Genomic DNA, 14,525 nt, shown 5'->3' with positions numbered 1-14,525 from the left:
TATGTTATCGCTGTTCACATTGTCGTGTATGATGGTCATGTTATCACTGAACACATGGAGAGCACATGCAAGAGATGAGCAACGTGGTACGCGCCGTGGCCATGCCGCCCGGCGCCAGCATCGCCCCTTTGTACCAGGGCAGCAACCTGGCCGACGCGTATGCCGTCGGCCTGCCCAGCGCTGGCGTGCGGCAGATGGATATGCAGGCCCTGGCGCGCGTGGTGCTGTGCAGCCAGCCGCGCTGGGCGCAGTGGCTGCTGGCGGTGCGCGACATTATTGTCACGCCCTTCGGCATCAAGACGGCGAAACAGCTGGCGGCCAAGCCTGATGGACGCATCGGCATCTTTCGCATCTACGCTGTCAGCGATGATGAAATCATCGTGGGCGAGGACGACAGCCACCTGGACTTCCGTTTGTCCGTGCTGCGCAACCGGGACACGGGGCTGCATGGCAGCATCACCTTTTCCACAGTCGTGCATTGCCATAACTGGATAGGGCGTAGCTACATCCTGCTGATCCGGCCATTTCACAAGCTGGTTGTGCGGCGTACGCTGGCGCGCGCCGTCAAGGGAGGCTTTGCCTGAGCCGGTTGAACAAGGCAGGGGCGGGGCTGACGCTGCGGGCAATCTTGCTTATTCATGGCCGGTATTGCATACTGCACCACCAGCCTCATCACGATTCCCATGAACGATACGCTTCTCCTGCTGGGTTTTGCCACCACGCCGCTTGAACTGATTTCCTTTGTCCTGGCACTGACAACCGTTGCGCTGAACATCCGCCAGAATCACTGGGCGTGGCTGTTCGCCATCATTTCCTCGGCCGCCTACGGTTTCGTGTTTTTCGAGTCGCGCCTGTATGGCGACATGGCCTTGCAACTGCTGTTCATCAGCGTCTCGTTCTGGGGCTGGTACCAGTGGCTGCATCCGGTCAGCGGCGGCAAGACCTTGCCCGTGACGCGCCTTGATGGACGCGGCTGGCTAGCCTGCGCCGCGGGCTGGCTGGTCGGCTTCCTGCTGATCGCCTGGCTGCTGACGACGACGGATACGGACGTGCCGCACGCGGACGGTTTCCTCACGGCAGGCAGCCTGGTGGGCCAATTCCTGCTGTCGCGCAAGAAGCTGGAAAACTGGATCGCCTGGATCATCGTCGACGTGCTGTACGTGTGGCTGTACCTGCACAAGGGCCTGACCCTGACGGCCGTGCTGTATGCGTTCTTCGTCGTGATGGCCATCATTGGCTTGCTGGCGTGGAGAAAGTCGGCGCCGTCCGCGCCCGATGCGATGGTACTCAAGTGATGGGACACTGTGTGCGCGTGGCGATCCTGGGCGCGGAATCGTCGGGCAAGTCGACCTTGGCGGCTGCCCTGGCCGAGCGCTACGGCACCGTCTGGGTGCCCGAGTATTTACGAGAATTTGTCGAAGCGCAGGGCAGGGTGCCCGTCGCGGCCGATCAGTATGGCATTGCGCGCACTCAAGTCGAACGCGAGGCGGCAGCCGCCGCGCAAGCGCGCAACTTCCTGTTTTGCGACACGACGCCGCTGATGACGGTCGTCTACAGCCGTCATTATTTCCATGGCGCCGATGCACAGCTGGCGGCGCTGGCCGATGCCACGCAGTACGATCTGACCCTGGTGACGGCACCCGACAGCCCGTGGGTGGCCGACGGTTTGCAGCGCGAGTCCGAAGCCGTGCGCCAACTGATCTACCGCTACCTGCTCGACGAGCTCGACGCGCGCGGCATCGTCTACCACGCGCTGCACGACAGCCTGGAGGCGCGCCTGGAACAGGCGGCGCCTTTGCTGCAGCAGGCGCTAGCTGCAGCGCCTGCCATTTCCCTCAATTAAAAGTCGAACTGCGCTGACACTTTAAACGTGCGGCTGGCGCCCGGATACAGGTAGCCGTCTGATTCCGGCGTCACGTCGCGCCAGTAGAACTTGTCGGCCACGTTGTTGACGCTGGCGCGCAGCACGGCGTGCGTGCCGGCGATGCGCGTGGCCCAGGCGGCGCCCAGGTTGAATACGTTGTACGACGGCACGAAGGTCGTGTTGTTGTACTCGAACGCTTTCTTGCTAGCAAACTCCCAGCTGCCATTGACGCTCAAGCCCGCCACCTGTTGCACGGCGTAGTCCGCATGCACGGCTGCCTTGAAGGCCGGCACGTTGGGCACGCGCTTGCCATCGAGGGCGGCATTGCCCGTGCCTGACTGCTGGCTGTTCAGGGCCGTCACGGAGGCGCCCAAGCTCAGGTTGGACGATGCCTTGCCCTGGGCCGACAATTCCAGTCCACGATGCTGTGCCTGGCCTTCGCGCACGAAGTAGCCGGCGGCATTCTGGAATTCCAGGCCCTTGCGGATCTGGAACAGGCTGGCCGCCACCATGAAGTCCGGCGTCACATCCATCTTCGCGCCAAGTTCGATCTGCTTGGAGCGGCTGGGCGTGAGTTCCTCGTTGGCATTCATCGCCTTGCGGTCGGCCGTGCCGCCATGTTCCATGCCTTGCGAATAGGCCGCATACACGGAGATATTGTCGAGCGGGGTGTAGACGAGCGAGACGTTCGGGAGCAGGAAATCGTGCTTGGCGCGGATTTCCTTGTCGGCCTTCAGTACATACTGGTAGCCGTCGACGTCGATATGGCGCAAGCCGCCATGCAGCTTCCAGTTCGGCGCCAGGCTGACGATATCCTGCACGAAGACGGAGTTTTCCGTGTCCTTGCGCACCAGGCGCACGGGGCCTTGCACACCGGTCGACATGTCGACGATCTGCGGGTGGTAGATGTTGCTTACGCCAGCCCAGTCGTACACGTACAGGCCCGCGCGGTCCTTGCGGCGGAAGGTCGAGACGCCGGCCGTGAATTCATGGCGCAGGGGACCGGTGGCGAACTTGCCCTGGATCATGGCTTGCGCGCTCAGCGGCTTTTTCGTCTCGCCCAGGCTGCGGTAGTCATACACGTCGTAGTCGCCATTGCCGCAAAAGCCGGGGTACAGCTCTTGCCCGCTGCAGCCGTAAGGGAAGGCCGTGTAGTCGTCGCGCTTGAACGAGTGCTGGTTGGCCGATAAGGTGGCGCGCCAGTCGTCATTGAACGCGTACTGGAAGCGCAGGCCGATATTGCTGGTGACGGTTTCCACGGGGCGCGTCCACGGCTGCAGGTTGAGCATGGCGTCGGCGCTGATGCCGGTCGGCAAGGTCGTGTTATTCAGCAGCTGGAAGCCGGGCGCCGTCGCCTGCGCCTTGTCCTGGTAGTCGGCATCGATCTGCAGCAGCGCTTGCGGCGAAATCTGCCAGTCGAAGGCGCCGGAAATGAACTTGCGGTTGCCGTCCGCGCCCTTGATGTAGGAGCGCAGGCGCTCGGTCGCCACGTTGACCCGGTAGCCGAAGCGCGTGTCTTCCAGGCGGCCGCCCAGGTCGACGGCGCCATACAGGGTGCCGCGCTCGCGCGTTTCGACGGTGACGCTGCGCAGCGGTGCGGCGGTGGGGCGCTTGACGATGAAGTCGATCACGCCGCCCGGCGCGGCCACGCCTGCCTGCAAGCCGGCCAGGCCCTTCAGTACTTCGATGCGTTCCTTGTTTTCCAGCGGAATTTGCGTGTCGCCAGGAATGGCCACGCCATCCTTGCGGTAGCTGGAATTGTTGTCGAGCTTGAAGCCGCGGATGGAAAACTGTTCCGCATAGCCGACGGCGTTGTAGGCGTCGTTGATGCTGGCGTCGAGCTTGACGGCATCGCTGAGATTGCGGATCTGTAAGTCCTGCATGTCTTTCTGCGAAATGACGGTGACGGACGCCGGCGTCTGCAGCAGCGGCGCGTCGGAAAAGCCGCCCACGGAGGCGCGCTTGGCGGCCGGCGCCTTGCTGGCCGTGACGACGACTTCGGCCATGCTCTGGGCCTGCGGGTCGGCGGTTTCGGCGGCGTCATTCGCGGCAAAGGCCGGTGCGGCAAACGCGTGCAGGATCGCCAGGGTCAAAACAGAAACGGATAAATTCGGTGTGGACATAGATTGCTCGTGGTTCAAGCCGTCTCTGTAAAGAGCACGGCAGGCTGCTTGTTCGGCTGGCGCCAACGCAGGAGCTATCAAAGGAGGGAAGGTACTTTGCGCTTTCCTTCGCTGGCATTATCCAGATCAGGTACGAAGGGTATCTCTCACCCGGATGACTGCTCCAGGACCCCTAGCGAAACGACAGCTTAGCATGAAGCACGGCCAGCTGTCCCGCTGGCTGACCGTTTTACAACAGTGTCGGTTGAAACTACAAACTCAGTTCCAGCACCTTGCGGCTGATGGCGGGCGTGACTTCACGCTGTTCGCCCAGCGCCGTCATGCCGTGCGCTTCCAGGGCGGACACGACTGCATCCACGCTCGCATGGTTCAGGCCGTAGTCGGCCAGGCGCGTCTTGACGCCCATGTGGCGGAAGAAGAATTCCGTGCGCGCGATGGCCGCCTCGATGCGGCCATCTTCGTCGCCGCCGTCCAGGCCCCAGACGCGGGCCGCGTACTGCAGCAGCTTGGCGCGCTTGGCTTGCTTGCGCACGCGCAGCATGCTGGGCAGGATGATGGCCAAGGTTTGCGCATGATCGAGCTCGTACAAGGCCGTCAATTCGTGGCCGATGGCGTGCGTGGACCAGTCCTGCGGCACGCCCACGCCGATCAGGCCGTTCAAGGCCAGGGTGGCGCTCCACATCACGTTGGCGCGCACGTCGTAGTCATCCGGATGCGACAGGGCCTTCGGGCCTTCCTCGATCAGGGTCAGCAGGATGCCTTCGGCAAAGCGGTCCTGCACGGAGGCGTTCACAGGGTAGGTCAGGTATTGCTCCATCACATGCGCGAACGCGTCGACGACGCCATTGCCCACCTGGCGCAGCGGCAAAGTGAACGTTTTCGACGGGTCCAGCACGGAGAATTTCGGATACACCTTGCGGCTCATGAACGAGCGTTTTTCCTGCGTGGCCTTGCGCGTGATCACGGCCGAGCCATTCATTTCGGACCCCGTGGCCGGTAACGTCAAGACAGTGCCGAAGGGCAGGGCGGCCTCGACGATCTTGCCGCCCTTGGCCAGGATGTCCCACGCCTCACCCTCATGCAGGGCGGCGGCGGCGATGAACTTGGTGCCATCGACCACGGAGCCGCCGCCGACGGCCAGCAGGAAATCGATGCGCTCGCTTTTCACGAGGGCCACGGCCTGCATCAGCGTTTCATAGCTGGGATTGGGTTCGATGCCGGCAAACTCGATCATCGTATGGCCGGCCAGCGCCGCCTTGACTTTATCGTAGACGCCGTTCTGCTTGATGCTGCCGCCGCCATACGTCATGAGCACTCTGGCCTGGGGCGGGATCAGTGCCGTGATGGCGGCGATCTGGCCCTGGCCGAAGAGGATTTGCGTCGGATTGTAAAAGTCGAAATTGAACATGGGGCTCCTGCCGCTGGGGTTTAGGCTGTTGCTGAGCCATGATTATGGCCGAACGGGTGGAAACGTGTCGTGGACGCTTGAGCTTTTCGCCCGCGCGGTGGAGAATGCAGCCGATGTCACCACCACGCGAAAAGGAATGCGCATGACCACCGTCCCACTGGAAGAATCCGGCCTGCCGGCCACCGCGCTCGACATGCACCGCGCCATCGGCGCCACCATCGCCGCGCTGCAGGCGCTGGACTTGAACAGCCAGCGTTTCGAGGCGTGCACGGACCCGGAACTGCGCCGCGTGCTCGCGCATGCGGGCGACACGAGCCGCAAGGAAGCGGCCATGCTGCTCGAATGGATGCGCCGCCGCGATGCGCGCCTGGACACGGCCATGAAGGAGGCGCTGTTCAAGGCGGGGCCGATTGTTGCCCAGTATCACTATGACGAGAAAATATTGTAACTATTGGTTTGTTGTTGTAGCGTACCATGCGCCACTTTCGCATCGCTTCGCGTAGACTGTGCCCCTAATTAAATTTAACGCCGGACAGCCGCGGCTGTCCGGTGTATTCCAGGGGGCTTTTAGAAATGAAATCATTACCATACCGAGAAGGCAGCTGGTTTGCCGTGCCCCTGCCGGGCGGCGGTTATGCCGTCGGCGTGGTGGCGCGCAGGGCGCCTGCCGGGCGCATCATGTTGGCGTATATGTTCGGGCCGAAGCGCGACAGCTTGCCCACGCTGGACGAGCTGGAAGGCTTGCGGCCGGAACAGGCCGTGCGCCGTCTGCGCACGGGCGACATGGCCCTGCTCAACGAGCGCTGGCCTCTGCTGGGCGACAGTCCCCACTGGAACCGTGACGACTGGCCCATGCCGGCCTTTATCCGCCGCAACGAATCCTTGCAGCGCGCCTGGCGCGCCAGCTATGCGGATGCCGATCCTGCCAAGCTGAACCGCGAGGAATCGATTCCCTTCGATACGCCGGGCATGGAAAGCGATTCCTTGTACGGCTACGGGGCGACGGAATTGTTGATGAGTAAATTGCTGGCGCAGGAGCAGGCGTCGGCTTGATTGCTGCTGGGTGGCGGTGATGTTGGCGCAGCGTAGGTCGGATTACGCGGTTCCCGCTAATCCGACCTACATCGCCCGCACCGCTGGCGCGATTATTTTTACGCCGCTGGCAAGCTGATTTGAAACGCCAGGCCGCCGCCTTCGCGGTTGCGCACCTGTAATTCGGCGCCGTGGCGCAGCAGCACGCGGTCGACGATGGCCAGGCCCAGGCCGGCGCCGTTGGCCTGCCCGCGCGCCGTGTCGAGGCGGGTGAACGGTTTCATCAACTGCTCGATCTTTTCCGCCGGCACGCCCGTGCCGTGATCCTGCACTTCGATGATGACCTTTTTTGCGCCGTGGCTGGTACGTACGTGGCAGGCGATGTCGATTTCCGTCATCTCGCTGCCCGGCGTCTTGCCATAGCGGCGCGCATTCTCGATCAGGTTGTTCAGCACGCGGCGCAAGTCGGTGGGGTTGCCCATCGCATGCGCGCCATCGGCGATGGTGGCGTTGATCTTCACGTCCGGCAGGCGCATCGCTTCGCGCGTCATGTCGTTGAGCAAACCGCTGAGGTCGACGTCCGTAAAGCTCGACGCTTCCGTCGGCTTGGCATAGTCGAGGAACTGGCCGATGATGGCGTCCATTTGCCCGATATCGGACTGGATGCCTTCGCGCGCCTCGTCCGACAGATTGGCCATTTCCACTTCCAGCTGCATGCGCGCCAGCGGCGTGCGCAAGTCGTGCGAAATGCCGGCCAGAATCACGGCGCGGTCCGATTCCACCTGCTTTAAATCATCGACCATCTGGTTGAAGCTGCGGTTCGCCTCGATGATTTCGATCGGCCCCTTTTCCGGCAGCGGCGCCGGCTGCTTGCCCTTGGCGATGTCGCGCGCGGCCGCCGTCAGACGCGACAGCGGCAGGTTGATCAGGCTGGAAATGATGGCAGCGCCCAGCAGGGAGAGCAGGGACACCAGGCTGGCCCAGCCCAGCCATTGGAAGCCCGTCAGGCCGCGCAGGCGTTCGCGGTCCAGCATCAGCCAGTATTCGTCGTCGTCGATCTTGAAGCTGACCCAGAAGCCGGCCACGCCGTTGACGCGCGCGGAAAAGCGCGTGTCCTTGCCCAGCTTGGCCTTCACCAGCGCCTCGATGTCGGGCATCAGGTAATTGTCGGGCGGCGGCTCGATGCGGTCGTCCTCTTCCAGCGAGAAGATGCGGATGCCTTCATTGCTGACGAGGTCGAACAGCAGCTCGCGCCGCAGCTCGGGAGCCGAGTGCGTCAGTGCCGCATGCGTGATGGTGACGACGGAAATGATCTGGGCGGAAATCTGCTGCGCCTGCGGCTCGCGCTGGATGACGGAAATCATGCCGATCCAGGTGATCATGCTGACGGTGGTCAAGGTGCCGAGCAGCAAAAAGGTGCGCCAGAACAGGCCGCTTTTCAGCCGCGCCAGGCTGATATCGGGAACAAGCTTCATCATGCCTCGCCTGCGATCAGCGCGGCTGTCCGTCCGGGATGAAGACGTAGCCGAGGCCCCACACGGTCTGGATGAACAGCGGGCTCGACGGGTCGGGTTCGATCAGTTTGCGCAAGCGCGAAATCTGCACGTCCAGGCTGCGGTCGAACACTTCATATTCGCGGCCGCGCGCCAGTTCCATCAGTTTTTCGCGCGACAGCGGCTGGCGCGCATGGCGGGCAAACACTTTCAGCACGGAAAATTCACCGGTCGTCAGCGGCACCGTTTCGCCATTCTTTTTCAGGGTACGCGTGCCCAGGTCCAGCACGAAGTCGCCGAACTCGAAGGTTTGCGGCGTTTCCGACGGCGCGCCCGGGATTTCATCGGGACCCTTGCGGCGCAGCACGGCGCCAATGCGGGCCACCAGTTCGCGCGGATTGAATGGTTTCGGCAGGTAGTCGTCGGCACCCATTTCCAGGCCCACGATGCGGTCCACGTCCTCGCCCTTGGCCGTCAGCATGATGATCGGCGTCTGGTCGCCCGCGCCGCGCAGGCGGCGGCAGATCGACAGGCCATCTTCACCGGGCAGCATCAGGTCGAGCACCAGCAAGTCGTAGCGTTCGCGCAGCCACAGCTTGTTCATGGCCGTCGCGCTCTCTGCCGTGAAGACATTGAAGCCCTGTTCGGTCAGGTAGCGCCGCAGCAGGTCGCGCAGGCGCACATCGTCGTCGACCACCATGATTTTTGCCTGGTGGCCGTGGATCGATTGCGTTGTTGTATTGCTGCCGGTAGTGGAGGTTGTGGTCATTTAAGGTGTCGTGTTATCTTATATTAGTTGCTATAGTAACGCCTCGCGCGGCATCGGCAAGGGGCTGTGGCGACCCATTACAAAGTGTTACAAACTTTACCCAATTACTCTTACTGCACCGTGTAAAGCATCATACACTGGGGCCACAGTGGAAATCAGCTTTAGTTTATACGGCATCGCGGAAGAGGAACTCAATGAATATCTTTACTAAAAAAATTCACGCCGCTCCCAGCGCAGCTATTGCCGCACGTACAGTTGTGCTGTCCGCATTTGCCGTGTGTTCCGTGTTTGTCGCCAGCCTGGCGTCGGCACAAAACCAGCCGCCACCGCGCCGTGACGACCAGCAGCAAATGCAGGCCCAGCGGTATGAACAGGTACAGCGCAGCAACAGCAATGATACGCGACTGCGCGAGCAGCGTGACGCACGCAGTTTCGACACGCGCGCCGAAGAGCAGCGCCGCGCCAACGAAGGCGCCGACGCTTCGCGCCGCACGGGCCGCATGACGCCAGACGAACGCCGCGACCTGCGCCGCCAGATCAACGAAGTGGGCCAGGACATCTACTCGAATCCGCCGCGCCGCTAGGCACCATGCACCCCATCCGACAGGGCCATCTCGCAAGACATGGCCCTGTCTGCATTTGGCCGCCAACATTATTGCTGAGCCAGGCACACGGCGCCGCCCCGTGATATTGTTCTAACGCAATGAGGTAATTCTCTGACATTGTTGCTGGGGGAGGCAAGTGGTGAGCGACGACGACACACCCGTTCCGGATGCGGCCCCCGCAGGCGGCTTGCCGCTCGGCCTGCTCCAGCGCGACGAGGGCGTGTTCCTGGACCTGTCGCTGGCGCCGGCGCAGCTGCGCGCCGCCGTCGACCAGCTGTTCCAGTCGGGCCAGTTGCTGGCCGGCCTCGATTACGGTTTGTTCCTGCTGACCCTGTTTCACGCTCCTGTCCCCCGCGCCGCGCCCAAGGGCGATGCCTTGCTGCGCATCGCCGTGCGCGTGGCGCCGTTCCCGCCCCCGCGCCGCGCGCTGTACCAACAGGTCAAGATCCGTGGCGACAGCGCCGAGTTTTACTTTGAAACCTTGCTTGCGGACGCGGATGGCCAAGTGGCGGCGCGCCGCGAGTTTGACGAGCTGGTGGCCGATCTGTGGTGCAAGGGCGTGCACTACGGTATCGATAGCGTGGCCGTGCGCGCCATGCTCGCCAGCGGCAAGGCCGAGCGCATCACGGTGGCGCGGGTACTGCCGCCGCAGCCGGGCCGCGACGCCCAGCTCGTTGAAGTGTCGCAAGGCATCCACCGTGACGATGCGCCGCGCGAACGCTCCGATGGCCGCCTGGATTTGCTCAGCTTCAAGAACCGCTTCCCGCAGGTGAAAAAACACGCGCGCCTGCTGCGTCTGTTGCCTGGTACGCCCGGCTTGCCCGGCTACGACCTGGCCGGCAAGGCGCTGCCGCCGCCCGCGCCGCAGGAACTGGACCTGGCCACAGTGGCGGGGCCAGGCACGGCGGTCGAGCATTTCAGCGATGGCAATTTCCTCGTTGCCACCCAGGATGGCTATGTGAATGTCGATGAGCACGGCAAGATGGCGATCGAAAACAAGATCGTCAGCCGCGAAGGCGTCAGCAGCCGCACCACGGGCAATCTGAAGCTGCGCGCCGCCTATGAGGAGTACGGCGAAGTGCAGGAGCAGCGCCAGCTCGACGGCAGCGACATCACCATCCATGGCGACGTGTATGGCCATCTGCACTCGCACGGCGGCTTGATCTTGCTACACCGCAACCTGGTGGGCGGCACGGCCTTCAATGCGCATGGCGACGTGCGCGTCGAGGGCGTCGCTTCCGGTTCCGTGCTGCAGGCGCTGAGCGGCGAAGTACACGTGAAGCGTGCGGAAAGCTGCGTCATCGCCGGCACGCGCGTGGTGATCGACAGCGCCAGCAATTGCGAGATCATCGCCGACGAGGTCGTCATCGAGCTGGCCGAAGGCTGCGCCGTGGCGGCGCGCACCATCCGCATCGGCAGCGCTGGTCCCCGCAAGCAGGTGGAGATGCTGCTGTTTCCCCTCGTACCCGATTTGAGCGCCCTGGAACAAAAGATTGCGGAAAGCCAGGCGAAGGCGGCGCACTACCTGCAGGTGCAGCACAAGCGCCAGCAGGAAATCGATGCCATCGCGCAATTGCCCGAGGTGCGCAATTACCTGACCCTGGCGGGCCAGCTGCGGCGCGGCGAATTGCAACTGCAGCCAGCGCAACAGCTGCAGTACGACAAGCTGGCCGCGCGCATCGCTCCCGTCCTGAAAGAGGTGGCGCGGCTGCGCGTGGAGGTCAAACAGTCGGAAATCCTGCACGCACAGATGCTGGCCCTGGTGGCGCAAGTGCGGCAGGAGCGGCAGGCGACGGCCGGCCAGTCGCGCTGCAGCCTGGGCCTGATCGATGGCGAGACGACGGTGCGCGCCCTGGTCGTGCCGCCCGGGCCGGCCAAGGTCTACGACCGGCCGCCGAAGGAGATCAAGGCCTTGCTGCGCAGCGCCACGCCGGCCACGCAGCCCGTGTTTGCGGACAGCACAGGCAGCCTGGACTGGACCTATCAGCCGCCGCCGTAATCAGTCCGTGACCTTGCCGCGTGATTGCTTGAGCACGCTGTGCGTGCTCTTGCTGTCGAGGCGGCGTCGCTGCGAGCTGCGCGTGGGCTTGGTGGCGCGGCGCACGGCGGGCAGGAAGGTCACGCTGTCGATGATTTCCTGCAAGCGCCGCAACGCTTCTTCCTTGTTCTGCTCCTGGCTGCGCGACTGCTGCGCCTTGAGCACCAGCACGCCATCCTTGCTGATGCGGCTGTCGCGCAGGGCCAGCAGCCGTTCCTTGTACGCTTCCGGCAGCGACGAGGCGGCGATCGGAAAGCGCAAATGGATGGCGCTGGACACCTTGTTGACGTTCTGCCCGCCCGGGCCCTGGGCGCGGATGGCGGAAAATTCAACTTCAGCGGGATTGACGAGGTGTTGCATGGCCTGCCTGTGAGGGAATGATGTGGGTATTGTAAGGGAAGATGGCTGCGCCGGCGCAAGGGCGGGATCGCCAGCCGATGATGTCTTCCGGGAAAGTTGATGTTTCTCAACGCCGCGTGCGGCGATGCTGGTTAGCATGGGGCCAACGTTGCGCCACTGCGCATCCTGGCAGCGCTTACCGGATGAAAGGAACACCATGCAGCCCACGATCACGCCTGGCGCCGCAACCGCGCAATCCCTGACGCAGTACCTGAGCTTCCGGCTGGGCGGCCTGGAATACGGCCTCGACTACCGCTGCGTGCGGGAATTGCGCCCCCTCAAGGAGCTCGACCGTTTTTCCTCGGAAGGGGAAGTGCTGCACAGCGTGGCCGTCTCGCGCGGCGTGATCATCCCCATCGTCGACATGCGCGCCGCGTTCGGCGGCACCCAGAGCACGCCCGACCCGGCCACCGACGTGATCATCCTGCAGCTGAGTAATGGCGTGATGGGCATGGTGGTCGATGGCGTCACCGATATCGTCAGCCTGGCACCCGGCGACATCGCCGCCGTGCCCGGCCTGGGCGAGGCGGAAGCCGATTACCTGCTGGGCCTGGGCACGGTGGCGGGGCGCCGATTGATCCTCGTCGATATCGACCGCCTGATGGCGATCCGCAGCCCCAGCCCCATGCAGGCGGCATAAAAAAAGACGACCCTGGGGTCGTCTTTGTGTTTGGTGTTAGCCGAGCTTTTCCAACTGATCCTGCAGATCGAGCCATTCCGCTTCCAGCTGCGCCAGATCCTTGGTGAAGAAGGTCTGGTCGGCCAGCAGTTGCTTCAATTTCGCCTTGTTGGCCGCATCATAGATGGTCGGTTCGCCCAGCTTGGCATCGGTTTCCGCCTTTTGCGCATTGCGCTTGGCGATCTGCTCTTCCTGGCGCTTGATCTTGTTTTCGATCGGCTTGCGCAAAGCGGCGGCTTTCTGGCGCTCTTCCGCTTCCTTGCGCTTGTCGCGCACGGGCGCGGCAGGGGCTGCTGCGGCAACGACGGGCGAGACCACGGGGAAGTCGGTCTTGTTGGCCTTGCCGGCGGCCGGCAGCACGTCCGTGCCTTTGCCCAGCTTGGTCTTGAACAGCCAGTCCTTGTAGTCATCGAGGTCGCCGTCGAACGGCTGCAGCTTGCCGTCGGCAACGATGATGAATTCATCGGTGGTGGCGCGCAGCAAATGGCGATCATGGGACACGACGACCAGGGTGCCTTCGAACTGGGCCAGCGCTTCCGTCAGCGCTTCGCGCGTTTCCAGATCCAGGTGGTTGGTCGGTTCATCGAGCAGCAGCAGGTTCGGACGCTGCCAGACGATCAGGGCCAGCGCCAGACGGGCTTTTTCACCGCCCGAGAACGGCGCGATCGAGGCGGTGACCATGTTGCCGGGGAAGTTGAAGCCGCCCAGGAAGTTGCGCAGTTCCTGCTCGCGCACGGTCGGGGCGATCTTCGACAGATGCCACAGCGGCGATTCGTCGTGGCGCAGCATTTCCACCTGATGCTGGGCGAAATAGCCGATGTTGAGGCCCTTGCCCATGGTGGCGTCGCCCGTCAACGGCATCAGTTCGCCGGCGATGGTCTTGATCAGGGTCGATTTGCCGGCGCCGTTCTGGCCCAGCAAGCCGATACGCTGGCCGATCTGCAGCGAAAACTTGATGCCGTTGACGATGGTTTTATGCGTGATCTCGCCCGTCGCTTCGTTCTCGATCTTGTAGCCCGCATCGACGTCTTCCATCACCAGCAGCGGGTTCGGTGCGCTCAGCGGCTCGCGGAATTCGAACGAGAATTCGGCGGCGGCGCGCAGTGGCGCCAGTTCTTCCATCTTCGCCAGCGCCTTCATGCGGCTTTGCGCCTGGCGGGCCTTCGACGCTTGCGCCTTGAAGCGGTTCACGAACGATTCCAGATGGGCACGCTTGCGCTGCTGCTTTTCCAGCGCGCCGGCGGCCAGGATCATCTGCGCCGCGCGCTGGCGCTCGAAGCTCGAATAGTTGCCCGAATAGCGTTTCAGTTTGCGCTCGTCGATATGCACGACCACGTTGACCACTTCGTCGAGGAAGTCGCGGTCATGGGAAATGATCAGCAGGGTGCCGGCGTAGCGCTTGAGCCAGTCTTCCAGCCAGATGATGGCGTCCAGATCCAAGTGATTGGTCGGTTCATCGAGCAGCAGCAGGTCGGACGGGCACATCAGCGCTTGCGCCAGATTCAAGCGCATGCGCCAGCCGCCCGAGAAACTCGCTACTGGCTGCTGCATCTGGTCCAGGGTAAAGCCCAGGCCCAGCAGCAATTGCTCGCCGCGCGACTGCACGGTATACGCGTCGGCATCGGCCAGCGCGCTGTAGATTTCGCCGATGGCGATGCCGTTTTCCGACGTGGCCGGTTCCGATTCCAGGCGCGTCAGTTCCGCTTCCAGTTTGCGCAGGGTGATGTCGCCATCGATCGCATAGTCGAGCGCGGCACGGTCCAGCGGCGGCGTTTCCTGCGCCACGTAAGCCACGCGCCATTTGGCCGGGAAATCGATCTCGCCCTGGTCAGGGTGCAATTCGCCACGCATCATGGCGAACAGGCTCGATTTGCCCGCGCCATTGGCGCCGATCAGGCCGATCTTGTCGCCCGGATTGAGGGTGACGTCGACTTGTTCGAGCAACGGTTTGATGCCGCGCATCAGGCTTACTTGTAGGAAACGTATCATTTTTTTCTTTGTAAAGGCTGGGATTTACCCCTCGCCGTAAAATTCAGGTAGGTCGGATTAGCGTAGCGTAATCCGACAAGTGGGCGCTGCCCGTCGGATTACGCCCTTCGGGCAAATCCGACCTAC

At 63.2% G+C, this 14,525-nt stretch carries 14 protein-coding genes and 1 riboswitch; of the genes, 8 read left to right on the top strand and 6 right to left on the bottom strand.

Translation table 11 applies throughout. The features are described 5' to 3' along the window. Positions 1 to 65: 65 nt before the first annotated feature. From JAB6_RS07725 to JAB6_RS07715, 3 genes are all read left to right on the top strand, one after another. Positions 66 to 584 carry a DUF2867 domain-containing protein gene (locus JAB6_RS07725; protein ID WP_070302118.1) on the top strand — a complete coding sequence of 173 codons (519 nt, stop codon included), beginning with the start codon at positions 66 to 68 and terminating at the stop codon, positions 582 to 584. 99 nt (positions 585 to 683) lie between these two features. Further along, entirely contained in the window at positions 684 to 1,295 is a 612-nt protein-coding gene (pnuC, locus tag JAB6_RS07720) for a nicotinamide riboside transporter PnuC (protein WP_070302302.1), read from the top strand. Continuing rightward, complete coding sequence (locus JAB6_RS07715) at positions 1,295 to 1,843, top strand: AAA family ATPase (protein WP_070302116.1); 549 nt, start codon at positions 1,295 to 1,297, stop codon at positions 1,841 to 1,843. The genes pnuC and JAB6_RS07715 overlap by 1 nt, the downstream gene beginning before the upstream one ends. On the opposite strand, the gene JAB6_RS07710 is transcribed toward JAB6_RS07715, so the two are convergent. Both JAB6_RS07710 and JAB6_RS07705 read right to left on the bottom strand, forming a co-directional pair. Next, complete coding sequence (locus JAB6_RS07710; RefSeq protein ID WP_070302114.1) at positions 1,840 to 3,987, bottom strand: TonB-dependent siderophore receptor; 2,148 nt, start codon at positions 3,985 to 3,987, stop codon at positions 1,840 to 1,842. The two genes, JAB6_RS07715 and JAB6_RS07710, sit on opposite strands and share 4 nt — an antisense overlap. Before the next feature lie 86 nt (positions 3,988 to 4,073). Further along, positions 4,074 to 4,171: riboswitch (TPP riboswitch) on the bottom strand. A gap of 66 nt (positions 4,172 to 4,237) precedes the next feature. Further along, positions 4,238 to 5,395, bottom strand: coding sequence for an iron-containing alcohol dehydrogenase (locus tag JAB6_RS07705; protein WP_070302112.1), 1,158 nt, complete (start codon positions 5,393 to 5,395; stop codon positions 4,238 to 4,240). A 142-nt stretch (positions 5,396 to 5,537) separates the two neighbouring features. Here JAB6_RS07705 and JAB6_RS07700 point away from each other — a divergent pair, with 142 nt between their 5' ends. Both JAB6_RS07700 and JAB6_RS07695 read left to right on the top strand, forming a co-directional pair. Further along, entirely contained in the window at positions 5,538 to 5,843 is a 306-nt protein-coding gene (locus JAB6_RS07700) for a hypothetical protein (protein ID WP_034750230.1), read from the top strand. A gap of 125 nt (positions 5,844 to 5,968) precedes the next feature. Then, positions 5,969 to 6,448: an Imm26 family immunity protein gene (locus JAB6_RS07695; RefSeq protein ID WP_070302110.1), complete on the top strand. Its 480-nt coding sequence runs from the start codon at positions 5,969 to 5,971 to the stop codon at positions 6,446 to 6,448. 98 nt (positions 6,449 to 6,546) lie between these two features. On the opposite strand, the gene JAB6_RS07690 is transcribed toward JAB6_RS07695, so the two are convergent. Next, a complete protein-coding gene (locus tag JAB6_RS07690) occupies positions 6,547 to 7,905 on the bottom strand; it encodes a sensor histidine kinase (protein ID WP_034749859.1) in 1,359 nt (452 codons plus the stop codon). Positions 7,906 to 7,918: 13 nt separating this feature from the next. After that, entirely contained in the window at positions 7,919 to 8,620 is a 702-nt protein-coding gene (ompR, locus tag JAB6_RS07685) for a two-component system response regulator OmpR (RefSeq protein WP_223278807.1), read from the bottom strand. Between the two features lie 263 nt (positions 8,621 to 8,883). Here ompR and JAB6_RS07680 point away from each other — a divergent pair, with 263 nt between their 5' ends. Together JAB6_RS07680 and JAB6_RS07675 are read left to right on the top strand one after the other, a co-directional pair. Beyond that, a complete protein-coding gene (locus JAB6_RS07680) occupies positions 8,884 to 9,273 on the top strand; it encodes a hypothetical protein (RefSeq protein WP_139143315.1) in 390 nt (129 codons plus the stop codon). A gap of 160 nt (positions 9,274 to 9,433) precedes the next feature. After that, positions 9,434 to 11,293 carry a flagellar assembly protein A gene (locus tag JAB6_RS07675; RefSeq protein ID WP_083292598.1) on the top strand — a complete coding sequence of 620 codons (1,860 nt, stop codon included), beginning with the start codon at positions 9,434 to 9,436 and terminating at the stop codon, positions 11,291 to 11,293. Here JAB6_RS07675 and arfB read toward each other — a convergent pair whose 3' ends face one another. Next, positions 11,294 to 11,692, bottom strand: coding sequence for an alternative ribosome rescue aminoacyl-tRNA hydrolase ArfB (gene arfB / locus JAB6_RS07670; RefSeq protein ID WP_034749850.1), 399 nt, complete (start codon positions 11,690 to 11,692; stop codon positions 11,294 to 11,296). Positions 11,693 to 11,888: 196 nt separating this feature from the next. On the opposite strand from arfB, the gene JAB6_RS07665 reads away from it, so the two are divergent. Further along, complete coding sequence (locus JAB6_RS07665) at positions 11,889 to 12,371, top strand: chemotaxis protein CheW (protein ID WP_070302108.1); 483 nt, start codon at positions 11,889 to 11,891, stop codon at positions 12,369 to 12,371. A 36-nt stretch (positions 12,372 to 12,407) separates the two neighbouring features. Here JAB6_RS07665 and JAB6_RS07660 read toward each other — a convergent pair whose 3' ends face one another. Beyond that, positions 12,408 to 14,399, bottom strand: a complete 1,992-nt coding sequence (locus tag JAB6_RS07660; RefSeq protein WP_070302106.1) for an ATP-binding cassette domain-containing protein — start codon at positions 14,397 to 14,399, stop codon at positions 12,408 to 12,410. Between the last annotated feature and the right edge of the window lie 126 nt (positions 14,400 to 14,525).

The sequence above is a fragment of the Janthinobacterium sp. HH104 genome (assembly GCF_001758715.1).
In the GTDB taxonomy this organism is placed as follows: domain Bacteria; phylum Pseudomonadota; class Gammaproteobacteria; order Burkholderiales; family Burkholderiaceae_D; genus Janthinobacterium; species Janthinobacterium aestuarii.
Note: the sequence above shows the minus strand (reverse complement) of the source record. Positions and strands in the feature narration are given on the sequence as shown.

What these genes read in the sequence shown, in the direction of transcription:
- JAB6_RS07725 (WP_070302118.1), top strand. Translation starts at nt 66, where the DNA reads ATGCAAGAGATGAGCAACGTGGTACGCGCCGTGGCCATGCCGCCCGGC.
- pnuC (WP_070302302.1), top strand. Translation starts at nt 684, where the DNA reads ATGAACGATACGCTTCTCCTGCTGGGTTTTGCCACCACGCCGCTTGAA.
- JAB6_RS07715 (WP_070302116.1), top strand. Translation starts at nt 1,295, where the DNA reads ATGGGACACTGTGTGCGCGTGGCGATCCTGGGCGCGGAATCGTCGGGC.
- JAB6_RS07710 (WP_070302114.1), bottom strand. Translation starts at nt 3,987, where the DNA reads ATGTCCACACCGAATTTATCCGTTTCTGTTTTGACCCTGGCGATCCTG.
- JAB6_RS07705 (WP_070302112.1), bottom strand. Translation starts at nt 5,395, where the DNA reads ATGTTCAATTTCGACTTTTACAATCCGACGCAAATCCTCTTCGGCCAG.
- JAB6_RS07700 (WP_034750230.1), top strand. Translation starts at nt 5,538, where the DNA reads ATGACCACCGTCCCACTGGAAGAATCCGGCCTGCCGGCCACCGCGCTC.
- JAB6_RS07695 (WP_070302110.1), top strand. Translation starts at nt 5,969, where the DNA reads ATGAAATCATTACCATACCGAGAAGGCAGCTGGTTTGCCGTGCCCCTG.
- JAB6_RS07690 (WP_034749859.1), bottom strand. Translation starts at nt 7,905, where the DNA reads ATGATGAAGCTTGTTCCCGATATCAGCCTGGCGCGGCTGAAAAGCGGC.
- ompR (WP_223278807.1), bottom strand. Translation starts at nt 8,620, where the DNA reads ATGGTGGTCGACGACGATGTGCGCCTGCGCGACCTGCTGCGGCGCTAC.
- JAB6_RS07680 (WP_139143315.1), top strand. Translation starts at nt 8,884, where the DNA reads ATGAATATCTTTACTAAAAAAATTCACGCCGCTCCCAGCGCAGCTATT.
- arfB (WP_034749850.1), bottom strand. Translation starts at nt 11,692, where the DNA reads ATGCAACACCTCGTCAATCCCGCTGAAGTTGAATTTTCCGCCATCCGC.
- JAB6_RS07665 (WP_070302108.1), top strand. Translation starts at nt 11,889, where the DNA reads ATGCAGCCCACGATCACGCCTGGCGCCGCAACCGCGCAATCCCTGACG.
- JAB6_RS07660 (WP_070302106.1), bottom strand. Translation starts at nt 14,399, where the DNA reads ATGATACGTTTCCTACAAGTAAGCCTGATGCGCGGCATCAAACCGTTG.